Annotated in this window: 12 protein-coding genes and 1 pseudogene; 11 read left to right on the forward strand and 2 right to left on the reverse strand. The window is 70.6% G+C overall.

All coding sequences use genetic code 11. The features are described 5' to 3' along the window. The first annotated feature begins 83 nt into the window (after positions 1-83). The gene (locus ACFY0T_RS24135; RefSeq protein WP_388874109.1) at positions 84-1190 is read left to right on the forward strand and encodes a serine hydrolase domain-containing protein; all 1107 of its coding nucleotides are present in this window, start codon (positions 84-86) and stop codon (positions 1188-1190) included. On the opposite strand, the gene ACFY0T_RS24140 is transcribed toward ACFY0T_RS24135, so the two are convergent. Beyond that, a complete protein-coding gene (locus tag ACFY0T_RS24140) occupies positions 1171-1620 on the reverse strand; it encodes a hypothetical protein (protein WP_388874112.1) in 450 nt (149 codons plus the stop codon). The two genes, ACFY0T_RS24135 and ACFY0T_RS24140, sit on opposite strands and share 20 nt — an antisense overlap. A gap of 311 nt (positions 1621-1931) precedes the next feature. Between ACFY0T_RS24140 and ACFY0T_RS24145 the strand changes: the two are divergent. From ACFY0T_RS24145 to ACFY0T_RS24160, 4 genes and pseudogenes are all read left to right on the forward strand, one after another. Next, a pseudogene (locus tag ACFY0T_RS24145) lies at positions 1932-1988 on the forward strand (hypothetical protein); the annotation flags it as partial. A gap of 9 nt (positions 1989-1997) precedes the next feature. Then, positions 1998-2228, forward strand: coding sequence for a hypothetical protein (locus tag ACFY0T_RS24150; RefSeq protein ID WP_388874371.1), 231 nt, complete (start codon positions 1998-2000; stop codon positions 2226-2228). An 887-nt stretch (positions 2229-3115) separates the two neighbouring features. Then, positions 3116-6874, forward strand: a complete 3759-nt coding sequence (locus tag ACFY0T_RS24155) for a HAMP domain-containing protein (RefSeq protein ID WP_388874115.1) — start codon at positions 3116-3118, stop codon at positions 6872-6874. 65 nt (positions 6875-6939) lie between these two features. After that, the gene (locus ACFY0T_RS24160) at positions 6940-9348 is read left to right on the forward strand and encodes a SpoIIE family protein phosphatase (protein ID WP_388874118.1); all 2409 of its coding nucleotides are present in this window, start codon (positions 6940-6942) and stop codon (positions 9346-9348) included. Between the two features lie 325 nt (positions 9349-9673). Here ACFY0T_RS24160 and ACFY0T_RS24165 read toward each other — a convergent pair whose 3' ends face one another. Continuing rightward, positions 9674-10573, reverse strand: a complete 900-nt coding sequence (locus tag ACFY0T_RS24165) for a trypsin-like serine protease (protein WP_388874121.1) — start codon at positions 10571-10573, stop codon at positions 9674-9676. A 298-nt stretch (positions 10574-10871) separates the two neighbouring features. Between ACFY0T_RS24165 and ACFY0T_RS24170 the strand changes: the two genes are divergently transcribed. The 6 genes from ACFY0T_RS24170 to ACFY0T_RS24195 all read left to right on the forward strand — a co-directional run bounded on the left by ACFY0T_RS24170 (position 10872) and on the right by ACFY0T_RS24195 (position 18370). Next, complete coding sequence (locus ACFY0T_RS24170; RefSeq protein ID WP_388874124.1) at positions 10872-11741, forward strand: helix-turn-helix domain-containing protein; 870 nt, start codon at positions 10872-10874, stop codon at positions 11739-11741. Between the two features lie 205 nt (positions 11742-11946). Then, complete coding sequence (locus tag ACFY0T_RS24175; RefSeq protein WP_388874127.1) at positions 11947-13887, forward strand: maleylacetate reductase and hydroxyquinol 1,2-dioxygenase domain-containing protein; 1941 nt, start codon at positions 11947-11949, stop codon at positions 13885-13887. A gap of 14 nt (positions 13888-13901) precedes the next feature. After that, positions 13902-15665 (forward strand): FAD-dependent oxidoreductase, encoded by a 1764-nt coding sequence (locus ACFY0T_RS24180; protein ID WP_388874130.1) that lies wholly within the window; start codon positions 13902-13904, stop codon positions 15663-15665. An 8-nt stretch (positions 15666-15673) separates the two neighbouring features. Next, positions 15674-16432: a CoA transferase subunit A gene (locus ACFY0T_RS24185; RefSeq protein WP_388874133.1), complete on the forward strand. Its 759-nt coding sequence runs from the start codon at positions 15674-15676 to the stop codon at positions 16430-16432. 88 nt (positions 16433-16520) lie between these two features. Then, complete coding sequence (locus tag ACFY0T_RS24190) at positions 16521-17168, forward strand: CoA transferase subunit B (RefSeq protein WP_388874137.1); 648 nt, start codon at positions 16521-16523, stop codon at positions 17166-17168. An 11-nt stretch (positions 17169-17179) separates the two neighbouring features. Next, positions 17180-18370 carry a thiolase family protein gene (locus tag ACFY0T_RS24195; RefSeq protein WP_388874140.1) on the forward strand — a complete coding sequence of 397 codons (1191 nt, stop codon included), beginning with the start codon at positions 17180-17182 and terminating at the stop codon, positions 18368-18370. The last annotated feature ends 44 nt before the right edge of the window (positions 18371-18414 follow it).

Raw genomic sequence — 18414 nt, forward strand, 5'->3', positions numbered from 1 at the left:
GTGACCGACAGGAGCGCCCAACAGACCTGCCGGGCTGAGAAATTCGATTGCCCCTGACGGGCCGATACGCGCTAATACGGCGCATGGTCGATATTCAGGGCTCATACGATGATCTGTTCACCGCAGTGCCGAGTGCGCTGGCCGGATTGCTGGACGACGGAGACGCGGGTGCCTCGGTTGCGGTCTTCGTGGACGGCGAGCCGGTGGTGGACGTCTGGGGTGGGTTCACCGACGCGGACCGCACGATCCCGTGGCAGCGGGACACGATCACCAATGTCTGGTCCGTCACCAAGACGATGACGGCGCTGTGCGCGCTGGTCCTGGCCGACCGTGGCGACCTCGATCTGGCCGCACCGGTCGGCCGGTACTGGCCTGAGTTCGCCACGACAGGCAAGGAAAACGTGCTGGTGCGACACCTGCTCGCGCACACCGCGGGCCTGCCCGACTGGGACGGGCCGGTCGAGGAGCTCTACGACTGGCCGTCCGCCACGGCACGTCTGGCCGCGCAGGCTCCGCAATGGGAACCGGGAAGCGCGGCCGGATACCACTCGCTCACTCAGGGGTTTCTCGTGGGCGAGGTCGTACGCCGGATCACCGGCCGAAGCCTGGGCGAGTTCTTCGCAGAGGAGGTGGCCGGACTGCTGGGTGCCGACTTCCACATCGGACTGCCTGCCGAGCACGACCACCGGGTGGCGCTCACGGTCCCGCCGCCGTCCCTGGACGAGGACTATGCCGCGAGCGCGCCCGGCAGCAGCGCGTCCCCTTCCGCCGGCACCGCGGTACGGGTCCGTGACGGGAACAACGTGGCCTGGCGTCGCGCACAGATCCCCGCGGCGAGCGGCTTCGGCAACGCCCGCTCGGTCGCCCTCGTGCAGTCGGTGATGGCCTGCGGAGGAACAGTGCGTGGGGTGCGACTGCTGTCGCAGGCGGGCTGTGACCGTGCAAGGGAGGAGCAGTTCAGCGGCGAGGACCGCATCCTGGGCATGCCGGTCCGTTACGGGCTGGGCTACGGGCTGTTCGGCAACGCCTTTGGGTGGGGCGGTTGGGGCGGATCAATCGTCATGATCGATCCCGAGGGCCGTATGGCGGTGGCGTACGTGACCAATCAGATGCGCGAACCCGCGGACGACAACCGGGGATTGGAGCTTGTGATGGCCGCCTACGACGGGCTCAAGGGCCTGCGGGCTTGATCCAACGGGTCACATAGCAGTACAGGCTCGCCGGTGCGAAAGGCGCAGCCCGGTGGCCGTAGAAGTCATAGCCGCGCAAGCCAATGTCTCGCCACTGCTCCAACGCAGACCGCGGCAGCCACTTCATCTGCCGCCGAGTCGAGCCGGCTGGCCGCAGGGGGTCCCTGCGGGTCGGGCCGTATCCCGAGGGCCGCGGCGTGTCCTTGTCGGCCCGGATCGTCGCGATCGGATTGACGATCCCGAAGCGCCCGTTGGCCCACTTGTAGAACGTGTTCAGACCGGCGCGGTCGGTGTCGAAGGACGTGGCCCTGATGCGTTCCTCGTTGCGCTGGTCGGCGATCCGCCGGTCCTTGAAGGCGTTTACGTGCCGTACGGTGGCGTGATCCCACGCGACGCCGATCGCTTCCAAGAAGTCCAGCCAGACGATCAACGGGTACGCGTAACGGCGCCAGGTACCCGGCTCTTCGTCCGCCATGGTGCCCTCGCGGAAGAAGAGATTGATTCGCCAGTCTGGCCACCCCGAAGGCGGAAGAATTACCGGGTTCCATGCCTGGCTCCATTCGCTATCGCTCGGGAACGTATGTCCCCGAACCGACCTATGTCAGGGTCATCCGTGACAGGAGATGGGATGGTCAGATCGTGGAAGTCGACGGTCCAGCGCTCCAGGTCGTTCACTTGCCAGCTCCGCGAAGGACATGATCAATCCGACACGTGCCGACAGCTTGGAGAACTGGCGGAACCGTGGAGCCCGGTGAATCCCTCACTCGCACCGTCGTGCGCGAGGTGCGCGAGGAGACTGGCTGCACCGTGCGCGAGGAAGACGTTGGCGCCTGGAACGGGGAAGCTGACGATCAGCCTGGCGAGCCCGTGGGCAACTGGCGGTGGTGGCCGCTCGACCGGCTCCCGAACGGGCTGTTCATCCCGAGCGCCCAGTGCCTGACCGCCTGGCGCCCCGACCTGCCGATCGACCATCCGCGCGCCCTGTTCTACCCGCTCAACGCGGGCAGGAGCACGCCGGCCCGTGCCGAACGCGGGTAATGCGTGAGGTGTTCTATGTCGTGATCTGCGCGACCTACGGACATCGTCTCGCGGCTCGAGATCCCACGACGCGCGGCGATCATGTGCGGATCGCGCTGGAGAAGGGGGTGCAAGAACGCGACGGTGTTGCCGGTCGCGCGCCCGACACGGCTGGCCAAGCGCCACGCGGTCACTGCGACGAGCGCCGCGTCGAATACATCGCGGTGCTGCGGGCGAAGGCATGCTGCCGTCGGCTCCGAGCGATCCTCTCAGCCAACACCTCCGGTCCGGCCGGCGCCGTCTTCGGCGGCACACTTCCACGGGAACTCCCGCGAACTCCCAGTCAGGAGCGGGAGGTTCCACCGCACGACACAGGGCCCCGACCAGGGCATACGCCCATGTCAGAGCCCCAGCGGCAGACGAGTCGGGCTGAACGCCGGGTATTGCCCCGCTCAGGGAGTGATCACGCTCTGACCTGTATGTTTACGGGTATCCGGCGGCTGGTCTTGCCCGCTGGGACTTCTCAGGGTCTTTCGGCCGAGGTCCGTGAACCACGCCTCGATGGCGGACAAGCCGCGAGCGCCGGCCTGCGGCATGAAGTGCGTGGCCTGTGCCGCACCGTCCGCTCACGCATTGCTCACGCAAGGGCACCTGTTGATCACGGTTTCCCTCTGCCACGAGCCTGGACTGACTTCACGACGAAATAGGGCCGCGGCGAGGCGCTGGGCTGCGACCCACGGGGGCCGCAATGGCATCTCCAGCGTGCGCTGTCCGACATGCCTCGTCGGCGGCACACTGGAGACGACGGGGCGGCCGCCGGGCAGCCTCCGGGCGGGCCGAGGGGCCGCAACCTCCAGTCAGCCTTCCGGCCGGTCGGCCGGTGGCGGATCAGTACGGCGGGAGCGGAGATGGCTGAGGCTTCCGGAGCGGCCACGCGGGACGGACCTACGAGCGTGGCCTGCCAGATGGACGAGACCGGGTTGCGCCGCCTGCTCGCCGGTCTCACTGCGGTCCGGGACGGCGATTTCCGCACCCGGATTCCCGAAGACGGCGACGGGCTGCTCGGCGAGATCGCCACCGTCTTCAACGGCATGCTGGACCAGCTGTCACGGTTCACCTCCGAGGTGACCAGGGTGGCCCGCGAGGTCGGCAGCGAGGGCCGCCTCGGCGGGCAGGCCCGGGTGCCGGACGTGTCGGGGTCGTGGAAGGACCTCACCGAGTCGGTGAACGCCATGGCGGGGAACCTCACCACTCAGGTGCGGAACATCGCGCAGGTGGCCACCGCCGTGGCATGCGGCGACCTCTCCCAGAAAATCACCGTGGACGCTCGCGGGGAGATCCTGGAGCTCAAGGAGACCATCAACACGATGGTCGACCAGCTTTCGGCGTTTGCCGACGAGGTGACCAGGGTGGCCCGCGAGGTGGGCACCGAGGGCAACCTCGGCGGTCAGGCCACCGTCCGCGGGGTCTCCGGCACCTGGAAGGACCTCACCGACAACGTCAATGTCATGGCGTCCAATCTCACCGGCCAGGTGCGGAACATCGCGCAGGTGGCCACCGCCGTTGCCCGGGGCGACCTCTCCCAGCGGATCGTCGTCGAGGCCAAGGGGGAGGTCGCCGCCCTCGCCGGGGTCATCAACACCATGGTCGACACCCTGTCCGCGTTCGCCGACGAGGTGACCAGGGTGGCCTCCGAGGTGGGCACCGACGGCAACCTCGGCGGCCAGGCCCGGGTGCCACATGTGGCGGGTACCTGGAAGGACCTCACGGACAGCGTCAACTCCATGGCGAACAACCTGACCGGCCAGGTCCGCAACATCGCCCAGGTCACCACCGCCGTCGCGGGCGGCGACCTCACCCGCAAGATAGACGTGGACGCCCGCGGGGAGATCCTGGAACTCAAGACCACCATCAACACCATGGTCGACCAGCTGTCCTCCTTCGCCGCGGAGGTGACCCGGGTGGCCCGCGAGGTCGGCAGCGAGGGCCGCCTCGGCGGGCAGGCCGAAGTGGAGGGCGTCTCGGGCACCTGGAAGCGGCTCACCGAGAACGTCAACGAGCTGGCCGGCAACCTCACCCTGCAGGTCCGCGCGATCGCCGAGGTCACCAGTGCAGTGGCCGAGGGCGACCTCACCCGCTCCATCACCGTGGACGCCTCCGGAGAGGTCGCCGAGCTCAAGGACAACATCAACGCCATGGTGAAGTCGCTGCGTCAGACCACCCAGGCCAACCAGGAGCAGGACTGGCTCAAGACCAACCTGGCCCGGATCTCCGGCCTGATACAGGGCCGCCGTGATCTCGCCGACGTCGCCAGGCTGATCTTGGACGAGCTGGTGCCGCTGGTCTCCGCCCAGTACGGCGCCTTCTTCCTCGCCGAGGACACCCACGAGGGCGTGCAGCTGTGCCTCATCGACTCCTACGGGCGTCCCGAGGGCTCCCGCCGCCCCACGCGGTTCCGGCTCGGCGAGTCGCTGGTGGGTCAGGCCGCCCGCAGCCGACGCACCATTGCGGTGGACGACGTCCCAGCCGATTACGTCACCGTCTCCTGCGGTCTCGGCGGTGCGGCCCCCGCCAGCCTGGTCGTGCTGCCCGTCATGGCGGAAGAGCAGGTGCTCGGCGTCATCGAGCTGGCCTCCACCGGCCGCTTCACCCCGGTGCACCGGGACTTCCTGGACCAGCTGATGGAGACCGTCGGCGTCAACGTCAACATCATCATCGCCAACGCCCGCACCGACGAGCTCCTGGTCGAGTCCCAGCGCCTCGCGGGCGAGCTTCAGGCCCGTTCGGAGGAACTCCAGGTCCGCCAGGAGGAATTGCAGCACTCCAACGCCGAGCTGGAGGAGAAGGCCGCGCTGCTGGCCAGTCAGAACCGCGACATCGAGACGAAGAACCTGGAGATCGAGCAGGCGCGGCAGGAGCTCGAGGCCCGGGCCCGGGAGCTCGCCCGTGCCTCCAAGTACAAGTCGGAGTTCCTGGCCAACATGAGCCACGAGCTGCGGACACCGCTCAACAGCCTGCTCATCCTCGCCCAGTTGCTGGCCCAGAACCCCAGCCGCAATCTCACCCCGAAGCAGGTGGAGTACGCGGAAGTCATCCACTCCGCCGGCTCCGACCTGCTCCAGCTGATCAACGACATCCTCGACCTGTCCAAGGTCGAGGCGGGGAAGATGGACATCAGCCCCGAGCGCTTCCGGCTGCGTCAGCTGCTGGACTACCTGGAGGCCGCCTTCCGCCCCCTGACCTCCCAGAAAGGACTGGAGTTCCGGGTCGTCACGGCACCCGGAGTCCCGTCCGAACTGGTCACCGACGAGGCCCGGCTGCACCAGGTGCTCCGCAACCTGCTCTCCAACGCGGTGAAGTTCACCGAGGCAGGCCATGTCGAGCTGCGGATCGAACCCGTCGACACGGCTGCCGCCGACCTGCCCGACTCCGTCCGTCGCGGCAGCCCCGCCCTGGCCTTCCGGGTCAGCGACACCGGCATCGGCATCTCGGACCAGCACCTGGAGAGCATCTTCGGGGCCTTCCAGCAGGCCGATGGCACCACCAGCCGCAAGTACGGAGGATCCGGCCTGGGCCTGTCCATCTGCCGGGAGATCGCCTACCTGCTCGGCGGCTCCATCCATGCCCGGAGCACCCAGGGCGAGGGCAGCTGCTTCACCCTGTACCTGCCGACCGTGCACCCCGCCGTCCAGAACACCGCGGCCTCACCGGCACCCGCCGCAGCCCCTGCGGCGGCAGTGCCCCGCGACCGCCGCGGCATCGCACCCGGCGGCCTGGGACACCCCGGCGAAGCCGGCCTCGCCGCGGACACCCACAGCGTGCCACCCGCAGGGCGCCGCGTGCTGGTCGTCGAGGCCAGGCCGCGAGGGCTGCTGTCCCTGCTGACCGAGAGCGCCGTCGCCGACCTGCCCGGGGTCCTCTCGCCTGTTCGGGTGGACACCGCCGCCGATCCCGGGGAGGCGGCGGCCGCACTGGCCGGCTGGACCCACCACTGCGCAGTGGTGGACTGCGGCCTGCCCTGCGAGGGTGCGGGCGAACTGCTGCATCTCCTCGACGCCGACCCGGCCCTGCGCCACGTCCCCGTCCTGGTCCACTGCGGCCACCCGGCGCCCTCGGCCGAGGAGCACCGACTCCGGGTCCGGGCCGGAGCCCAGCCGCTCGAAGTGCTCACCAGTCTGGACGAGCTGCGCGAACGCATCGTGCTGCACCTGACCGCCGAGCGCCCCGGTGAGGCCCTGCCACTGGTCCACACCCCGGAGACCGAGCCGGAGGCCGCTCCCCAGGAGGCCGATCCGCTGGCCGACCGCACCGTACTGATCGTCGACGACGATGCCCGGAACGTCTTCGCCCTTACCGGCATCCTGGAGCTGCACGGCATGCGCGTCGTGCACGCCGAGAACGGCCGCGAAGGCCTGGAGGCACTGGCCGACGAGGACATCGACCTGATCCTGATGGACGTGATGATGCCGGCGATGGACGGCTACGCAGCCACCGCGGCGATCCGCGCCATGCCCGGGCGTCGCCGTATGCCGATCATCGCGGTCACCGCCAAGGCCATGGCCGGTGACCGGGAGAAGTGTCTGGCCGCCGGGGCCGACGACTACGTGCCCAAGCCGGTCGAAGCGCAGCAGCTGGTGCACTGTATGCGCCGCTGGCTCGACCTGTGATGTGCTTGGGGTGGGGACCGGGCGAGCAGCCGCCCGCCGGATCCCCGGGCCGAGGAGCAACCCTCATGGTGGAGCAGCAGCGCGAGCCCACGCGGCAGCGGCCCCCTTCCGAACCGGCCGTGCGTCCTGCACGCCATGGTGAGGCCGGAGCGCCCGGGCTGGCGGCCACGGTTGACCGGCTGAGCACCGAGATTCGAGCCCTGCGGGAGGACCGCGAGGCCCAGGTGCTGGTGGCGCTCGCCGAGGGTGTCCTGGTGGAACGGCTGAACTGCGCTCCCGCCGAAGCCGCGCGGCAGCTGCAAAGGCTCGCCTCCGACGCCCGGATGGCCCTGCCCGAGCTGGCCGCCGACATTGTCAACGAGGCCGCCTCGGACGCCACCGCCGACGCGGTCGTGGAAGCCCGTGCCGCGCAGTCCACGCCCGGCACCGGCCGGACGGCAGACGGAGCTGCGGGCCCGCAGCACGGAGGGGCCGCCCTGCGGCTGCGTACGGCGGAGGCCGCCGCCATCCTGGCCGGTGACGACACCCAGGCACTCGCGCGCGCCCTCCTCGACCGGGCCTTGGGGCCATTGGGCGCCACCGCCGCCGCCGTGTGGTCGGCCGCTCCCGACGGCTCCCTCACCCTGGCGGGAGAAGCAGGGTTCGGCCCCGCCGAGGCCGCCCGCTGGCGCTATGTCCCGCCCGGGCTCGGCACCCCGGCCCAGCAGGCCATCACCGAGGACCGAACGCTGTGGATCACCGAGTCCGGCGACGCGCTGCCGCCCACCATCGGCGGCGGCAGCGTCGGCACGCGGGCCGTCGTGCCTACTCAAGGCGGCGGTCAGCGGGTGGGAGTACTGGAGGTCCACTGGCCAGGCCCCCACCCCGCGCTCGCCCTTCAGCGGCAGCTGGACGCCCTGGCCCAGCTGTGCGCCCTGTCTCTCTCCGACCACGGCGTGGAGTCGGGCAGCCCGCCCGGCGGTGCTGCCGCCTGGCTCGTCGGACTGCTCGACGGCCTGCTGGACTCCGCCGCCCTGCTGCGGCCGTTGCGGGACCGCGACGGCCGGATCGCCGACTTCATGATCGAGCACACCAACGAGCGCTTCACTGACCCGGCCGGTCGTCCCCGTGGCTCGATGACCGGGCTGCCACTCCTGGAGGCGTACCCGCTGTTCGCTGCGGAAGGCGGGCTGTTCGAGCGGATCAAGCAGGTGCACAGCACCGGGGCCCCGTATCGCAGCCAGAGCACGGTGCTCAGGTTCCCCGACAGCCCGGCGCCACGGGCCGTGGTCGCTGCCGTGGGGCTGGCCCGCTTCGGCGATGTGGTGCTGCTCAGCTGGCGGCTCCCAGAGCGCGACGCCTGGCTGGCCGACCTGCTGAAACACGCCCAGCGGCTCAGCCAGATCGGCGCCTTCGAAGAGAACCTGACCACCGGTGAGATCACCTGGACCGAGCAGCTGTCCGCACTGTACGGGCTGCCGCCCGGCGCGGCCCCGGTGCCGCTGCACCAGCTCTCCGGACATGCGCACCCCGACGACACCAGCGCCGTGGGGCGCTTCCTGCGCACCGTGCTGCACCAGCGGGAGGAGAGCGCGATCACCTTCCGGCTGCGGCGCGCCGACGGGGTGGTCCGCCACCTGCGGGTGGTCGCCGAACCCCTCTGCGACGCCTCCGGGCTCCTGGTCGCAGTACGCGGCGCCTACCAGGACATCTCTCCCCACCGCTGGACCGAGGTCGCGCTGGCCGCCACCCGGGACCGGCTGGCTGGTGCCGAGCAGCAGGCCGCGGAGCGTCACCGCCTGGCCCGGCAGCTGCAGCGGGCGATCATGCCCCCGATGGAACACCCGGTGTACAGGGCGGGACTGCGGGTCGCCGTGCGCTACCGCCCGGCGGAGGAGGACCAGCGGGTCGGCGGAGACTGGTACGACGCCGTCGTACTGCCCGATGGCCGGGTGCTGCTCACGGTCGGCGACATCGCCGGCCACGGCATCGGTGCCGCGACGGGCATGGTCGTCCTGCGCAACGCCCTGCGCGGCCTGGCCATCACCGGTGCGGGGCCGGGTCGGCTGCTCTCCTGGCTGAACAGCGTCGCCTGCTGCCTCACCGAGCAGGTCACCGCGACAGTCGTCTGCGGCCTGTTCGATCCCGCTGCCCGAACCCTGTGCTGGGCCAATGCAGGACACATGCCCCCGATCCTCGTAAGCCGCGGGAAGGCCGAAGCGCTCACGCCGCCGGACGGCGTGCTGCTGGGCGCTGTCAACGCCGCCTCGTACGTGGAGACCAGGCACGAGCTGCAGCGGCAGGACATCCTGCTGATGTACACCGACGGCCTGATCGAGCGCCGCGACAGCAGCATGGAGCAAGCCCTCGGACAGCTCCTCGCCGCCGCCAGCCGCCCGGTGGACGATCTCGAGGACTATCTGGACCATCTGCTGTCCTGTGACATCGCTGACACCGACGACGACACCTGCCTGATCGCCGTTCAACCGACCTGAGCGCCGTGCTACCAGCGACCGACAGCCCGGCCCGGCGCCCGGCGGTGCCGCGTCCGCTGAGCAAAAAGCCCACTCAAACACCATCTGAGCTGGGCTTCGGTGGAGCCGCCGTCGCCTCGGGCTTGGTCGCCCGCAAGGCGACCGACGGTCAACCGATGAGGGCACATGGCGACGCACTCGCGCATGACGGAGTGCGTCGCCGCTGCCGTACTCAGGGCCCGGCCACCGTTCTCGTCGGCGGAGCAGGGCGTGTGCCGCGCTCGCCTCAAAGTGGCCCGTCTGATGTCTCGGGGGAGGATTGCAGGGGGACCTGCGGGTGGCTTCGCTAGGGCAGTGTCACGAAGGGCGACAGGAAGGCCCGCGCTCCGGGGGTGTCCAGGCGGTAGGAGACGTTCGTGGCATAGCAGGGTGTGTCGCCGGTGATGGTGGTGGCGGCGAGGATGTTCTTGCCGCCGATGACGGCGAAGTTGGGCCCGCCCGAGTCGCCGTAGCAGGCGCCGCCGTTGCCCTGCGGTGCGGTCATGGCGAGACGTACCCAGGCGTCGTTGAGGGCGTCGAATGTGACGGGTGCCTTCATGCGGACGCCGCCGCCGGGGTGGGTCTGGCCGCCGGGTCCGTTGACGGCTTCCTGAGTGCCGTATCCGGCGACGAACCAGTCCGTGGAGTTGAGTCCTTGAGGGCCGAGTGCGCCGAACTGGTTGGCGGTCGGCAGGGTAGCCGGGGTGAAGGTCCAGCGGGCCTTGACCTTGGCCGCCGGCAGTTCGATCACGGAGATGTCGTGCGGGTCGGAGGCGGGGCCAGGGTAGTCGGGGTGGCTGTGGGCGGTGCCTTGGACGGCGACGGCGTCGGCGATGGCGGCCGGGTCGCCGGGGTGCTTCTTGGCGGCGGCGTCGAGCCCGGCCTGCACGTCCTGGTCGAGCGAGACGTAGAACTTGACGTTGTCCGGCCAGTCGGTGGTGCAGTGCGCGGCCGTCAGGAAGGTGTTCGTGTCGATCATGGTGCCGGAGCAGACCCAGTCGACGCGGTCCGGGGTTGCCGGGTTGTCGTCGCTGTCCCAGGTGGCAACGAGGGCGCCGACCTCGGTGCGCTCGGGCGCGGGTGTCGCGTTGTAGGAGTTGATCGCGGACGAGGGCACTGCGGTGGCGAGCACGGCGGCGCAGGCGGCTGCGGTGACGGCGGTGGCGCGGGCCACGGTGGTGGCGCGTACGGCACGTACGGTGGTCAAGAGAACCCCTTCGGTGGGTGGGACGGGTGTTCCCCTGTGGGGGTGGAGAGCAGCGCTCAGTGAAGCGTGTGGGGCGGGCCTCGGCAAGAGTGCCGACTGATCCTCGCGGGGGGTGGGACGGGGTGCCTCGCGGCAAGCACGCGCTCCTCGTCACTGCTGGGCTGCGGGCGGAAAACCCGGTCTGACGGAGCAGGCCGGGGTCGGGGCGTTCCTCGCTGACTTCTCCGGGTTGCCCGCCGAGGCCTACCCGTGTGGTTCAATATTGAATTATGTTGCTGGTGCACAAGGAGGTCGCACCATGGCGGAGCTCGGCCTGACGGAGACGGTTGGGATCCTGCGGCAGCCGGGTGTGCGGCCGCGCCGAAGCAGTTTTGGCCTGGGCTGGGAGCAGCTGTATCTCTCGGCGCAGGAGGAGCAGCCCTACCGCGCGGAGTTCGGCCCGGCTCCCACGCATCTGCTGATCCTGCACCTCAGCGGGCCCGTCACCGTGCGCCGGGGAAAGGGCAGCGGCGTACGGTCGCGGGCCGTGCCCGCCGGTGGGCTCTTCCTGCAGCCGGCCGGCCGCACCCTGGACGTCGAGCTCGGCGACCGGCTCGACACGATCCATGCGTACCTCACGGACGAGGCGCTGCGCGACGCCAACGACGGCCGGTCGGTCGAGCTCTCCGAGGAGCTCGGCGCCACGGATCCGCTCGTCGAGCAGCTCGTCCTGGCGTTGGAGGGCGCGGTGCGGCACTGGGAGCCGTCCGCGCGCACGTACACCGACCACCTGACCGGGATGCTCGCCGCGCAGCTCGCCCGGCGGCACCGCGCCGGGGCGCTCGAGCCGGAGCCGACGGGGGGCGGGCTCTCCACCCGGCAGCTGAACGCCGTACGCGACCTCATGGAGCAGCGTCTGGCCGAACCGCTGCCGATCGCGGACCTTGCCGCGGCGGCCGCGCTGAGCGTCAGTCAGTTCACGCGGCAGTTCCGGGCGAGTACCGGTCAGTCGCCGCACCAGTTCCTGCTCGGGCTGCGGCTGGAGCAGGCCTGCCGGCTGCTGCGCACCCAGACCTCTCCGATCGCCGAGATCGCGGTCGAGTGCGGTTTCTCTCACCAGGAACACCTCACGCGCGTGATGCGCAACCGCCTGGGCACGACCCCGGCGGCCCTGCGCCGCGCGGGCTGACGCGCCCGCCGCTGGGCGGCTGCTCGTGCGGTGACTCCTGTGCCGCGGTGAGGCATGGGCGCTCGCGCTCTCCGCTCGCGCGTTTTGTGCAGCAAAGCGACCCGAACGTGCAGGCGTTCACGCGTACGTAACTTCCATACTCGGTGGCCAAGCAGCCCGGACAACACGGCTGACATGAACCACCGACATGCGAAGGCGGAACGCGATGCGGACTTTCGTCTACACCTCCCGGCCGTCCCGGGTCGTCTTCGGGGCCGGCACCGTCGGACGGCTGCGCGAGGAGGTCGAGCGGCTCGGCCGCTCCCGGGTGCTGCTCCTGTCCAGCTCGCACCCGGCACAGGCCTCCGCCCGCGTCCGCGAGGCGCTCGGCGACCTGCTGGCCGCGGAGTTCGACGGTGCGGTGATGCACACGCCGGTGGAGGTGACCGAGCGGGCGCTGGAGCTGCTGCGGGACGCGCACGCCGACTGTCTCGTGTCGGTCGGCGGCGGCTCCACGACGGGCCTGTCGAAGGCCCTCGCGCTGCGCACCGGCCTGCCCCAGGTCGTCCTGCCGACCACGTACGCCGGCTCCGAGGTGACCCCCGTGCTCGGCGAGACCCGCGACGGCCAGAAGGTCACCCAGTCCTCCCCGGCGATCCTGCCGGAGACCGTCGTCTACGACGTCGACTTCACGTCAACCTTGCCCCTGGCCCTGTCGGTCACAAGCAGCATCAACGCGCTCGCGCACGCCGTGGAGGCGCTGTACTCCGCCGACGCCAACCCGGTCACCGACCAGCAGGCCCTCGACGCGATCTCCCGTATCGCCCGCGCGCTGCCCCGACTCGCCGCCGATCCGGGTGATGCGGACGCGCGCGTCGATCTGCTGCACGCGGCCTGGCTCGCCGGCACGTGTCTGGCCACGGTCGGCATGGGCCTGCACCACAAGCTGTGCCACACGCTCGGCGGCAGCTTCGACCTGCCGCACGCCGAGACGCACACCGTCGTCCTGCCGCACGCCATGGCCTACAACGCGCCCGCGGCTCCGGACGCCATGCGCCGTATCGCCGAGGCCCTCGGCGCACCCGACGCCCCGGGCGGCGTGTACGACCTGGTCGCCTCCCTGGGCGGGCCCACCTCGCTGCGCGATCTCGGCATGCCGGCCTCCAGCCTTGAGCACGCGAGTGAGCTGGCCACCAAGACGCCGTACCCAAACCCGCGCGAGGTGACCTCCAAGGGCATCGCGGGCCTGCTGGACGACGCCTGGCACGGACGCCGACCGGCCCCCATGGCACCTCAACTCCCTTCCCCCGACCCCAAGTTGGCACGCCTGACCGAACAGGTCGTTGCCAGCCTCGCCCAGGCCCCCGATCCCCGCGTACGGGAGCTCCTGTCGGACCTCGTCCGCCATCTGCACACCTTCGTCGCCGCCAACGACGTCACCGAGTCCGAATGGCAGTACGCGATCGACTTCCTGACCCGCACCGGGCAGCTGTGCAGCCCGACCCGGCAGGAGTTCGTCCTGCTCTCGGACACCCTCGGCGTCTCCAGCGCCGTGGACCTGCTGACCAACTCGCGTACGCCCACCACCACTCCGTCCGCCGTCCTTGGCCCCTTCTACGTCGAGGGCCCGCCCGAGACCGCGCACGGCAGCGACATCGCCGCGGGGCTGCCCGGCACCCCGCTCTGGGTGGACGTGCGCATCACGGACACGGATGACGCGCCCGTCAAGGACGCCGTCGTCGACGTGTGGCAGTCCAACGAGGACGGCTTCTACGACGTCCAACTCCCGGATCTGGAGGGGCCGGTGCTCCGCGCCCGGCTGCGCACCGATGCCGAGGGACGGCTCACCTTCTGGTCGATCCTCCCCTCGGAGTACCCCATCCCCGACGACGGGACGGTCGGGGGGATGCTCGCCGCGGTCGGCCGCCACCCCTACCGGGCACCTCACCTCCACTTCATGATCGACGCGCCCGGTCACCGCAGGCTCGTCACCCAGCTGTTCGTGTCGGGCGGCGCCTACCTGGACAGCGACACCGTCTTCGGGGTCAAGGACGAACTCGTCGTCGACTTCACACCCCACAGCGGCCCCGCCCCGGGCGGCCGCCGCGTCGACGGCGACTGGCGCCGCCTCGACTACACCTTCCGCATCGCCCCCCAGGCCGACTGACCGAGGAGCGCCTCATGACACGTACAGACACCTACGACACCGACGTCCTCGTTGTCGGCAGCGGCCCCGCCGGCGGCTCCGCGGCCCTGCTGCTCGCCACATACGGGATACGCACCCTGCTGGTGACGAAGTACGGCTGGCTCGCCAACACGCCACGTGCACACATCACCAACCAGCGCACCATGGAGGTCCTGCGCGACCTCGGCGTCGAGGCAGAGGCTTTGGCCGCCGGCAGCCCGTCCCACCTCATGGGCGACACGGTCCTGTGCACCTCGCTCACCGGCGAGGAAATCGGCCGGATCCGCAGCTGGGGCACGGGGCCCGGCTCGGCCACCGAGTACGCCTCGAAGAGCCCGTGCCAGATGATCGACCTGCCGCAGACATATCTGGAACCGATCCTCGTCAACAACGCCGCGGTCCGCGGCGCCAAGGTCCGCTTCGACACCGAGTTCCTGAGCCTCACCCAGGACGAGGACGGCGTCACCGCGCTGCTGCGCGACCGGGTCCGCGGCGACGAATTCACCGTACGGGCACGCTACTTGATCGGCGCGGACGGCGGGCGCAGCACGGTCGCCGAGCAGATCGGGCTCCCCATCGACGGGCGCATGGGCAAGGCCGGCTCCATGAACGTCGTCTTCAAGGCCGACCTGTCCCGCTACTGCGCCCACCGGCCCAGCGTCCTGTACTGGGTACTGCGGCCCGGCGCCGAGACCGGCGGCATCGGCATGGGCCTCGTCCGGATGGTACGGCCGTGGAACGAGTGGCTCCTGGTGTGGGGATACGACATCGAGCAGCCGCCGCCGGACGTGGACGAGGAATCCGCACGGCAGATCGTGCGCGACCTCATCGGCGACCCGGAGCTGCCCGTCGAGATCACGTCGACCTCACTGTGGACCGTCAACCACAGCTACGCCACGGCATATTCGTCGGGCCGGGTCTTCTGTGCGGGCGACGCCGTGCACCGTCATCCGCCGTCCAACGGGCTCGGCTCCAACACCTCGGTCCAGGACGCGTACAACCTCGCCTGGAAGCTGGCCATGGTGATCCGCGGCGAGGCGGGAGCCGCGCTGCTCGACACCTACACGGCCGAACGGGCCCCCGTCGGGCGGCAGATCGTGGAGCGGGCCAACCTCAGCCGCGACCAGTTCGGCCCCATCTTCGCGGCACTCGGCGTCGGCGGCGGCCTCGATGAGGAAGCCATCGCCGAGGGGCTCGCGGCCACGCGCGCGAAGACCACCGAGGGCGCCAAGCGGCGCGGCCTGCTCGAAGAGGCCATCCAGCTCAAGAACTACGAGTTCAACGCGCACGGCGTCGAGATGAATCAGCGCTACGCGTCGGCCGCGGTCCTCGCCGACGGCTCTCCGACCGAGGCCTGGGAGAACGATCCCGAGCTGATCCACCAGCCGACGACACGGCCCGGCGCCAAAGTTCCGCACGCCTGGCTCGTCGACGCACAGGGACAGCGGATCTCCACACTCGACGTCGTCGGCAAGGGCAGCTTCACCCTGGTGACCGGTCTGTCGGGCGTCGTGTGGGATACGGCCGCGAAGGCCTGTCGGGACGAACTCGGCGTCCCGCTGAGGCTGGTGCGCATCGGCGCCGAGGACTCCCGTGACGCGTACGGCGAATGGAGCCGCGTCTGCGACATCGCCGAGGACGGTGCGCTCCTTGTCCGCCCGGACGGTCATGTCGCCTGGCGCCGGACCGCGGCCCCCGAGACCGCGGCGTCGGCGCAGGACGAACTGCTGGCCGCCCTGCGGCACGTGCTGCAGCGATAGGGGAAGCGATGGACAAGCAGGTGGCCACGGCCCAGGAGGCTCTGGCGGACGTGACGGACGGACAGTCGTTCGCTGTCGGCGGCTTCGGGCTCAGCGGCGTCCCGGACACCCTGATCAACGCCCTGTACACCACCGGGGTCTGCGGGTTGAGCGTCGTCTCCAACAACTGCGGCGTCGACGGCCGTGGCCTCGGCATCCTGCTGGCCGCGGGCCGCATCGCCCGGGTCACCGGCTCGTACGTGGGCAACAACAAGGAGTTCGCCCGCCAGTACCTCGCGGGCGAACTCGAGGTCGAGCTGACCCCACAGGGCACCCTCGCCGAGCGGCTGCGCGCGGGCGGCAGCGGCATCCCCGCCTTCTTCACCCCGGCCGGTGTGGGGACACAGGTCGCCGAGGGCGGGCTGCCCTGGCGGTACGCCGCCGACGGCAGCGTGGCGGTGGCGTCGCCGCCCAAGGAGGTGCGGGACTTCGACGGCACGCCGTACGTGCTGGAACGCGGCATCACCACCGACTACGCCCTGGTCCGGGCCGCGCGCGGGGACCGGCACGGCAACCTCGTCTTCAACCGCGCGGCACGCAACTTCAATCCGCTCGCCGCGATGGCCGGACGGATCACCGTGGCCGAGGTGGAGGAGCTGGTCGAGCCGGGAGTGCTGGATCCCGACGAGGTCCATCTGCCGGGCGTGTTCGTGCAGCGTGTCGTGGCGCTCACACCGGAGCAGGCGGCCGACAAGCCCATCGAGCGCAGGACGGTACGACAGCAATGAACCCGCACAGGGCCACAGAGATGAACTCGAACAGGGCCACAGAAATGAACCTGAGCAGGGCCACAGAGCAGAAGGCGGCGTGCACGTCATGAGCTGGAGCAGACACGAGATGGCAGCACGGGCCGCGCGTGAGCTGCGCGACGGCGACTACGTGAACCTCGGGATCGGACTGCCCACGCTGGTCGCCGACTTCCTGCCGCCGGGCGTGGATGTCGTGCTGCACTCCGAGAACGGGCTCCTTGGCATCGGCCCCTACCCGGCGCCGGACGAAGTCGACGCCGACCTGATCAACGCCGGCAAGGAGACCGTGACCGCAAGGCCGGGCGCGTCGTTCTTCGACTCCTCGCTCTCCTTCGGCATGATCCGCGGAGGCCACATCGACACCGCGGTCCTCGGCGCGATGCAGGTCTCGGTCCGCGGCGACCTGGCCAACTGGGCCATCCCCGGCAAGATGATCAAGGGTATGGGCGGCGCGATGGACCTCGTCCACGGAGCGCGCCGCGTCGTGGTCGTGATGGACCACACGGCCAAGGACGGCAGCCCGAAGATCGTCGAGGAATGCACTCTGCCCCTCACGGGCCGCGCGTGCGTGGACCGGATCATCACAGACCTGTGCGTCCTCGATGTCACCGCCCACGGACTCACGCTGGTCGAGACGGCACCCGGCGTGAGTGCGGCCGAGGTCCTCGCCCTCACGCCGGGTGCCGTCGACCTCCCCTCCCAGACGAGTACGTGAAGGAGCCCCTGATGATCGAGCGACCCCGCGACGTCTACATCGTCGACGCCGTCCGCACCCCCTTCGGCCGATACGGCGGCGCCCTGTCCGGCGTACGTCCCGACGACCTCGCGGCCGGCGTCCTACGCAGCCTCCTTGACCGCAGCCCGGAACTCGACCCGGCACGCATCGACGACGTGCTGCTCGGCAACACCAACGGCGCCGGCGAGGAGAACCGCGACGTGGCCAGAATGGCCGTACTGCTGGCGGGACTTCCCGTCAGCGTGCCCGGCGCCACGGTCAACCGGCTCTGCGGCTCCGGCATGGAGGCCGTCATCCAGGCGGCCCGCGCCGTCGCGCTCGGCGACGCGTCCATCGCGATCGCGGGCGGCGTCGAGTCCATGAGCCGCGCGCCCTGGGTACTGCCGAAGCCGGACCGGGCCTACCCCGCCAAGGACCAGCAGCTGTACTCGACGACACTCGGCTGGCGGATGGTCAACCCGCGCATGCCCCAGGAGTGGACGATCCCGCTGGGCAACAGCGCCGAACTGGTCGGAGCCAAGCACGGCATCACCCGCGAGGCCCAGGACGCGTTCGCGCTCGCGAGCCACCGCAACGCCGCCCGCGCCTGGCGGGATGGCCTGTACGACGCCGAGACCGTCCCCGTCGAGGGCGTCGAGCTGCCGCGCGACGAAGGCATCCGCGACAACACCTCTCTGGACGCTCTTGCGCGGCTCAAGCCGGCCTTCGCCCAGGACGGCACCGTGACCGCGGGCAACGCGTCACCGCTCAACGACGGCGCCGCCGCGCTCCTGCTCGCCGACGAGGAGGGCCTCGCGGCGATCGGCCGCGAACCGCTGGCACGGGTGCGGGCCGCGTCGGTGACCGGCATCGAGCCGCAGTACTTCGGCCTCGGCCCGGTGGACGCGATCCGTAAGGTGCTGGCCAAGGCGGGAGTGGACGCGGCCGACCTGCACACGGTGGAGCTGAACGAGGCCTATGCGGCGCAGGTGTTGAGCTGCCTCGCCGCCCTGCCCGAAATCGACCCCGCCGTCGTCAATCCGCGCGGCGGCGCGATCGCGATCGGCCATCCGCTGGGCGCGTCGGGCGCGCGGATCACCGCAGCCGTGGCCCACCAGCTTGCCTCGGCGGGCTCCGGGACGGGCCTGGCGGCCCTGTGCATCGGCGTGGGTCAGGCCCTGGCACTGATCCTGGAACGCTGACGAAGCCGTATCGCTTCTGTCTCTGTCCCCGCCGCTTGAGCTGA

It is taken from the genome of Streptomyces sp. NPDC001530, from assembly GCF_042894545.1.
In the GTDB taxonomy this organism is placed as follows: domain Bacteria; phylum Actinomycetota; class Actinomycetes; order Streptomycetales; family Streptomycetaceae; genus Streptomyces.

Coding starts and splice junctions, on each gene's coding strand:
- ACFY0T_RS24135 (WP_388874109.1), top strand. CDS start 84: ATGGTCGATATTCAGGGCTCATACGATGATCTGTTCACCGCAGTGCCG.
- ACFY0T_RS24155 (WP_388874115.1), top strand. CDS start 3,116: ATGGCTGAGGCTTCCGGAGCGGCCACGCGGGACGGACCTACGAGCGTG.
- ACFY0T_RS24160 (WP_388874118.1), top strand. CDS start 6,940: ATGGTGGAGCAGCAGCGCGAGCCCACGCGGCAGCGGCCCCCTTCCGAA.
- ACFY0T_RS24170 (WP_388874124.1), top strand. CDS start 10,872: ATGGCGGAGCTCGGCCTGACGGAGACGGTTGGGATCCTGCGGCAGCCG.
- ACFY0T_RS24175 (WP_388874127.1), top strand. CDS start 11,947: ATGCGGACTTTCGTCTACACCTCCCGGCCGTCCCGGGTCGTCTTCGGG.
- ACFY0T_RS24180 (WP_388874130.1), top strand. CDS start 13,902: ATGACACGTACAGACACCTACGACACCGACGTCCTCGTTGTCGGCAGC.
- ACFY0T_RS24185 (WP_388874133.1), top strand. CDS start 15,674: ATGGACAAGCAGGTGGCCACGGCCCAGGAGGCTCTGGCGGACGTGACG.
- ACFY0T_RS24190 (WP_388874137.1), top strand. CDS start 16,521: ATGAGCTGGAGCAGACACGAGATGGCAGCACGGGCCGCGCGTGAGCTG.
- ACFY0T_RS24195 (WP_388874140.1), top strand. CDS start 17,180: ATGATCGAGCGACCCCGCGACGTCTACATCGTCGACGCCGTCCGCACC.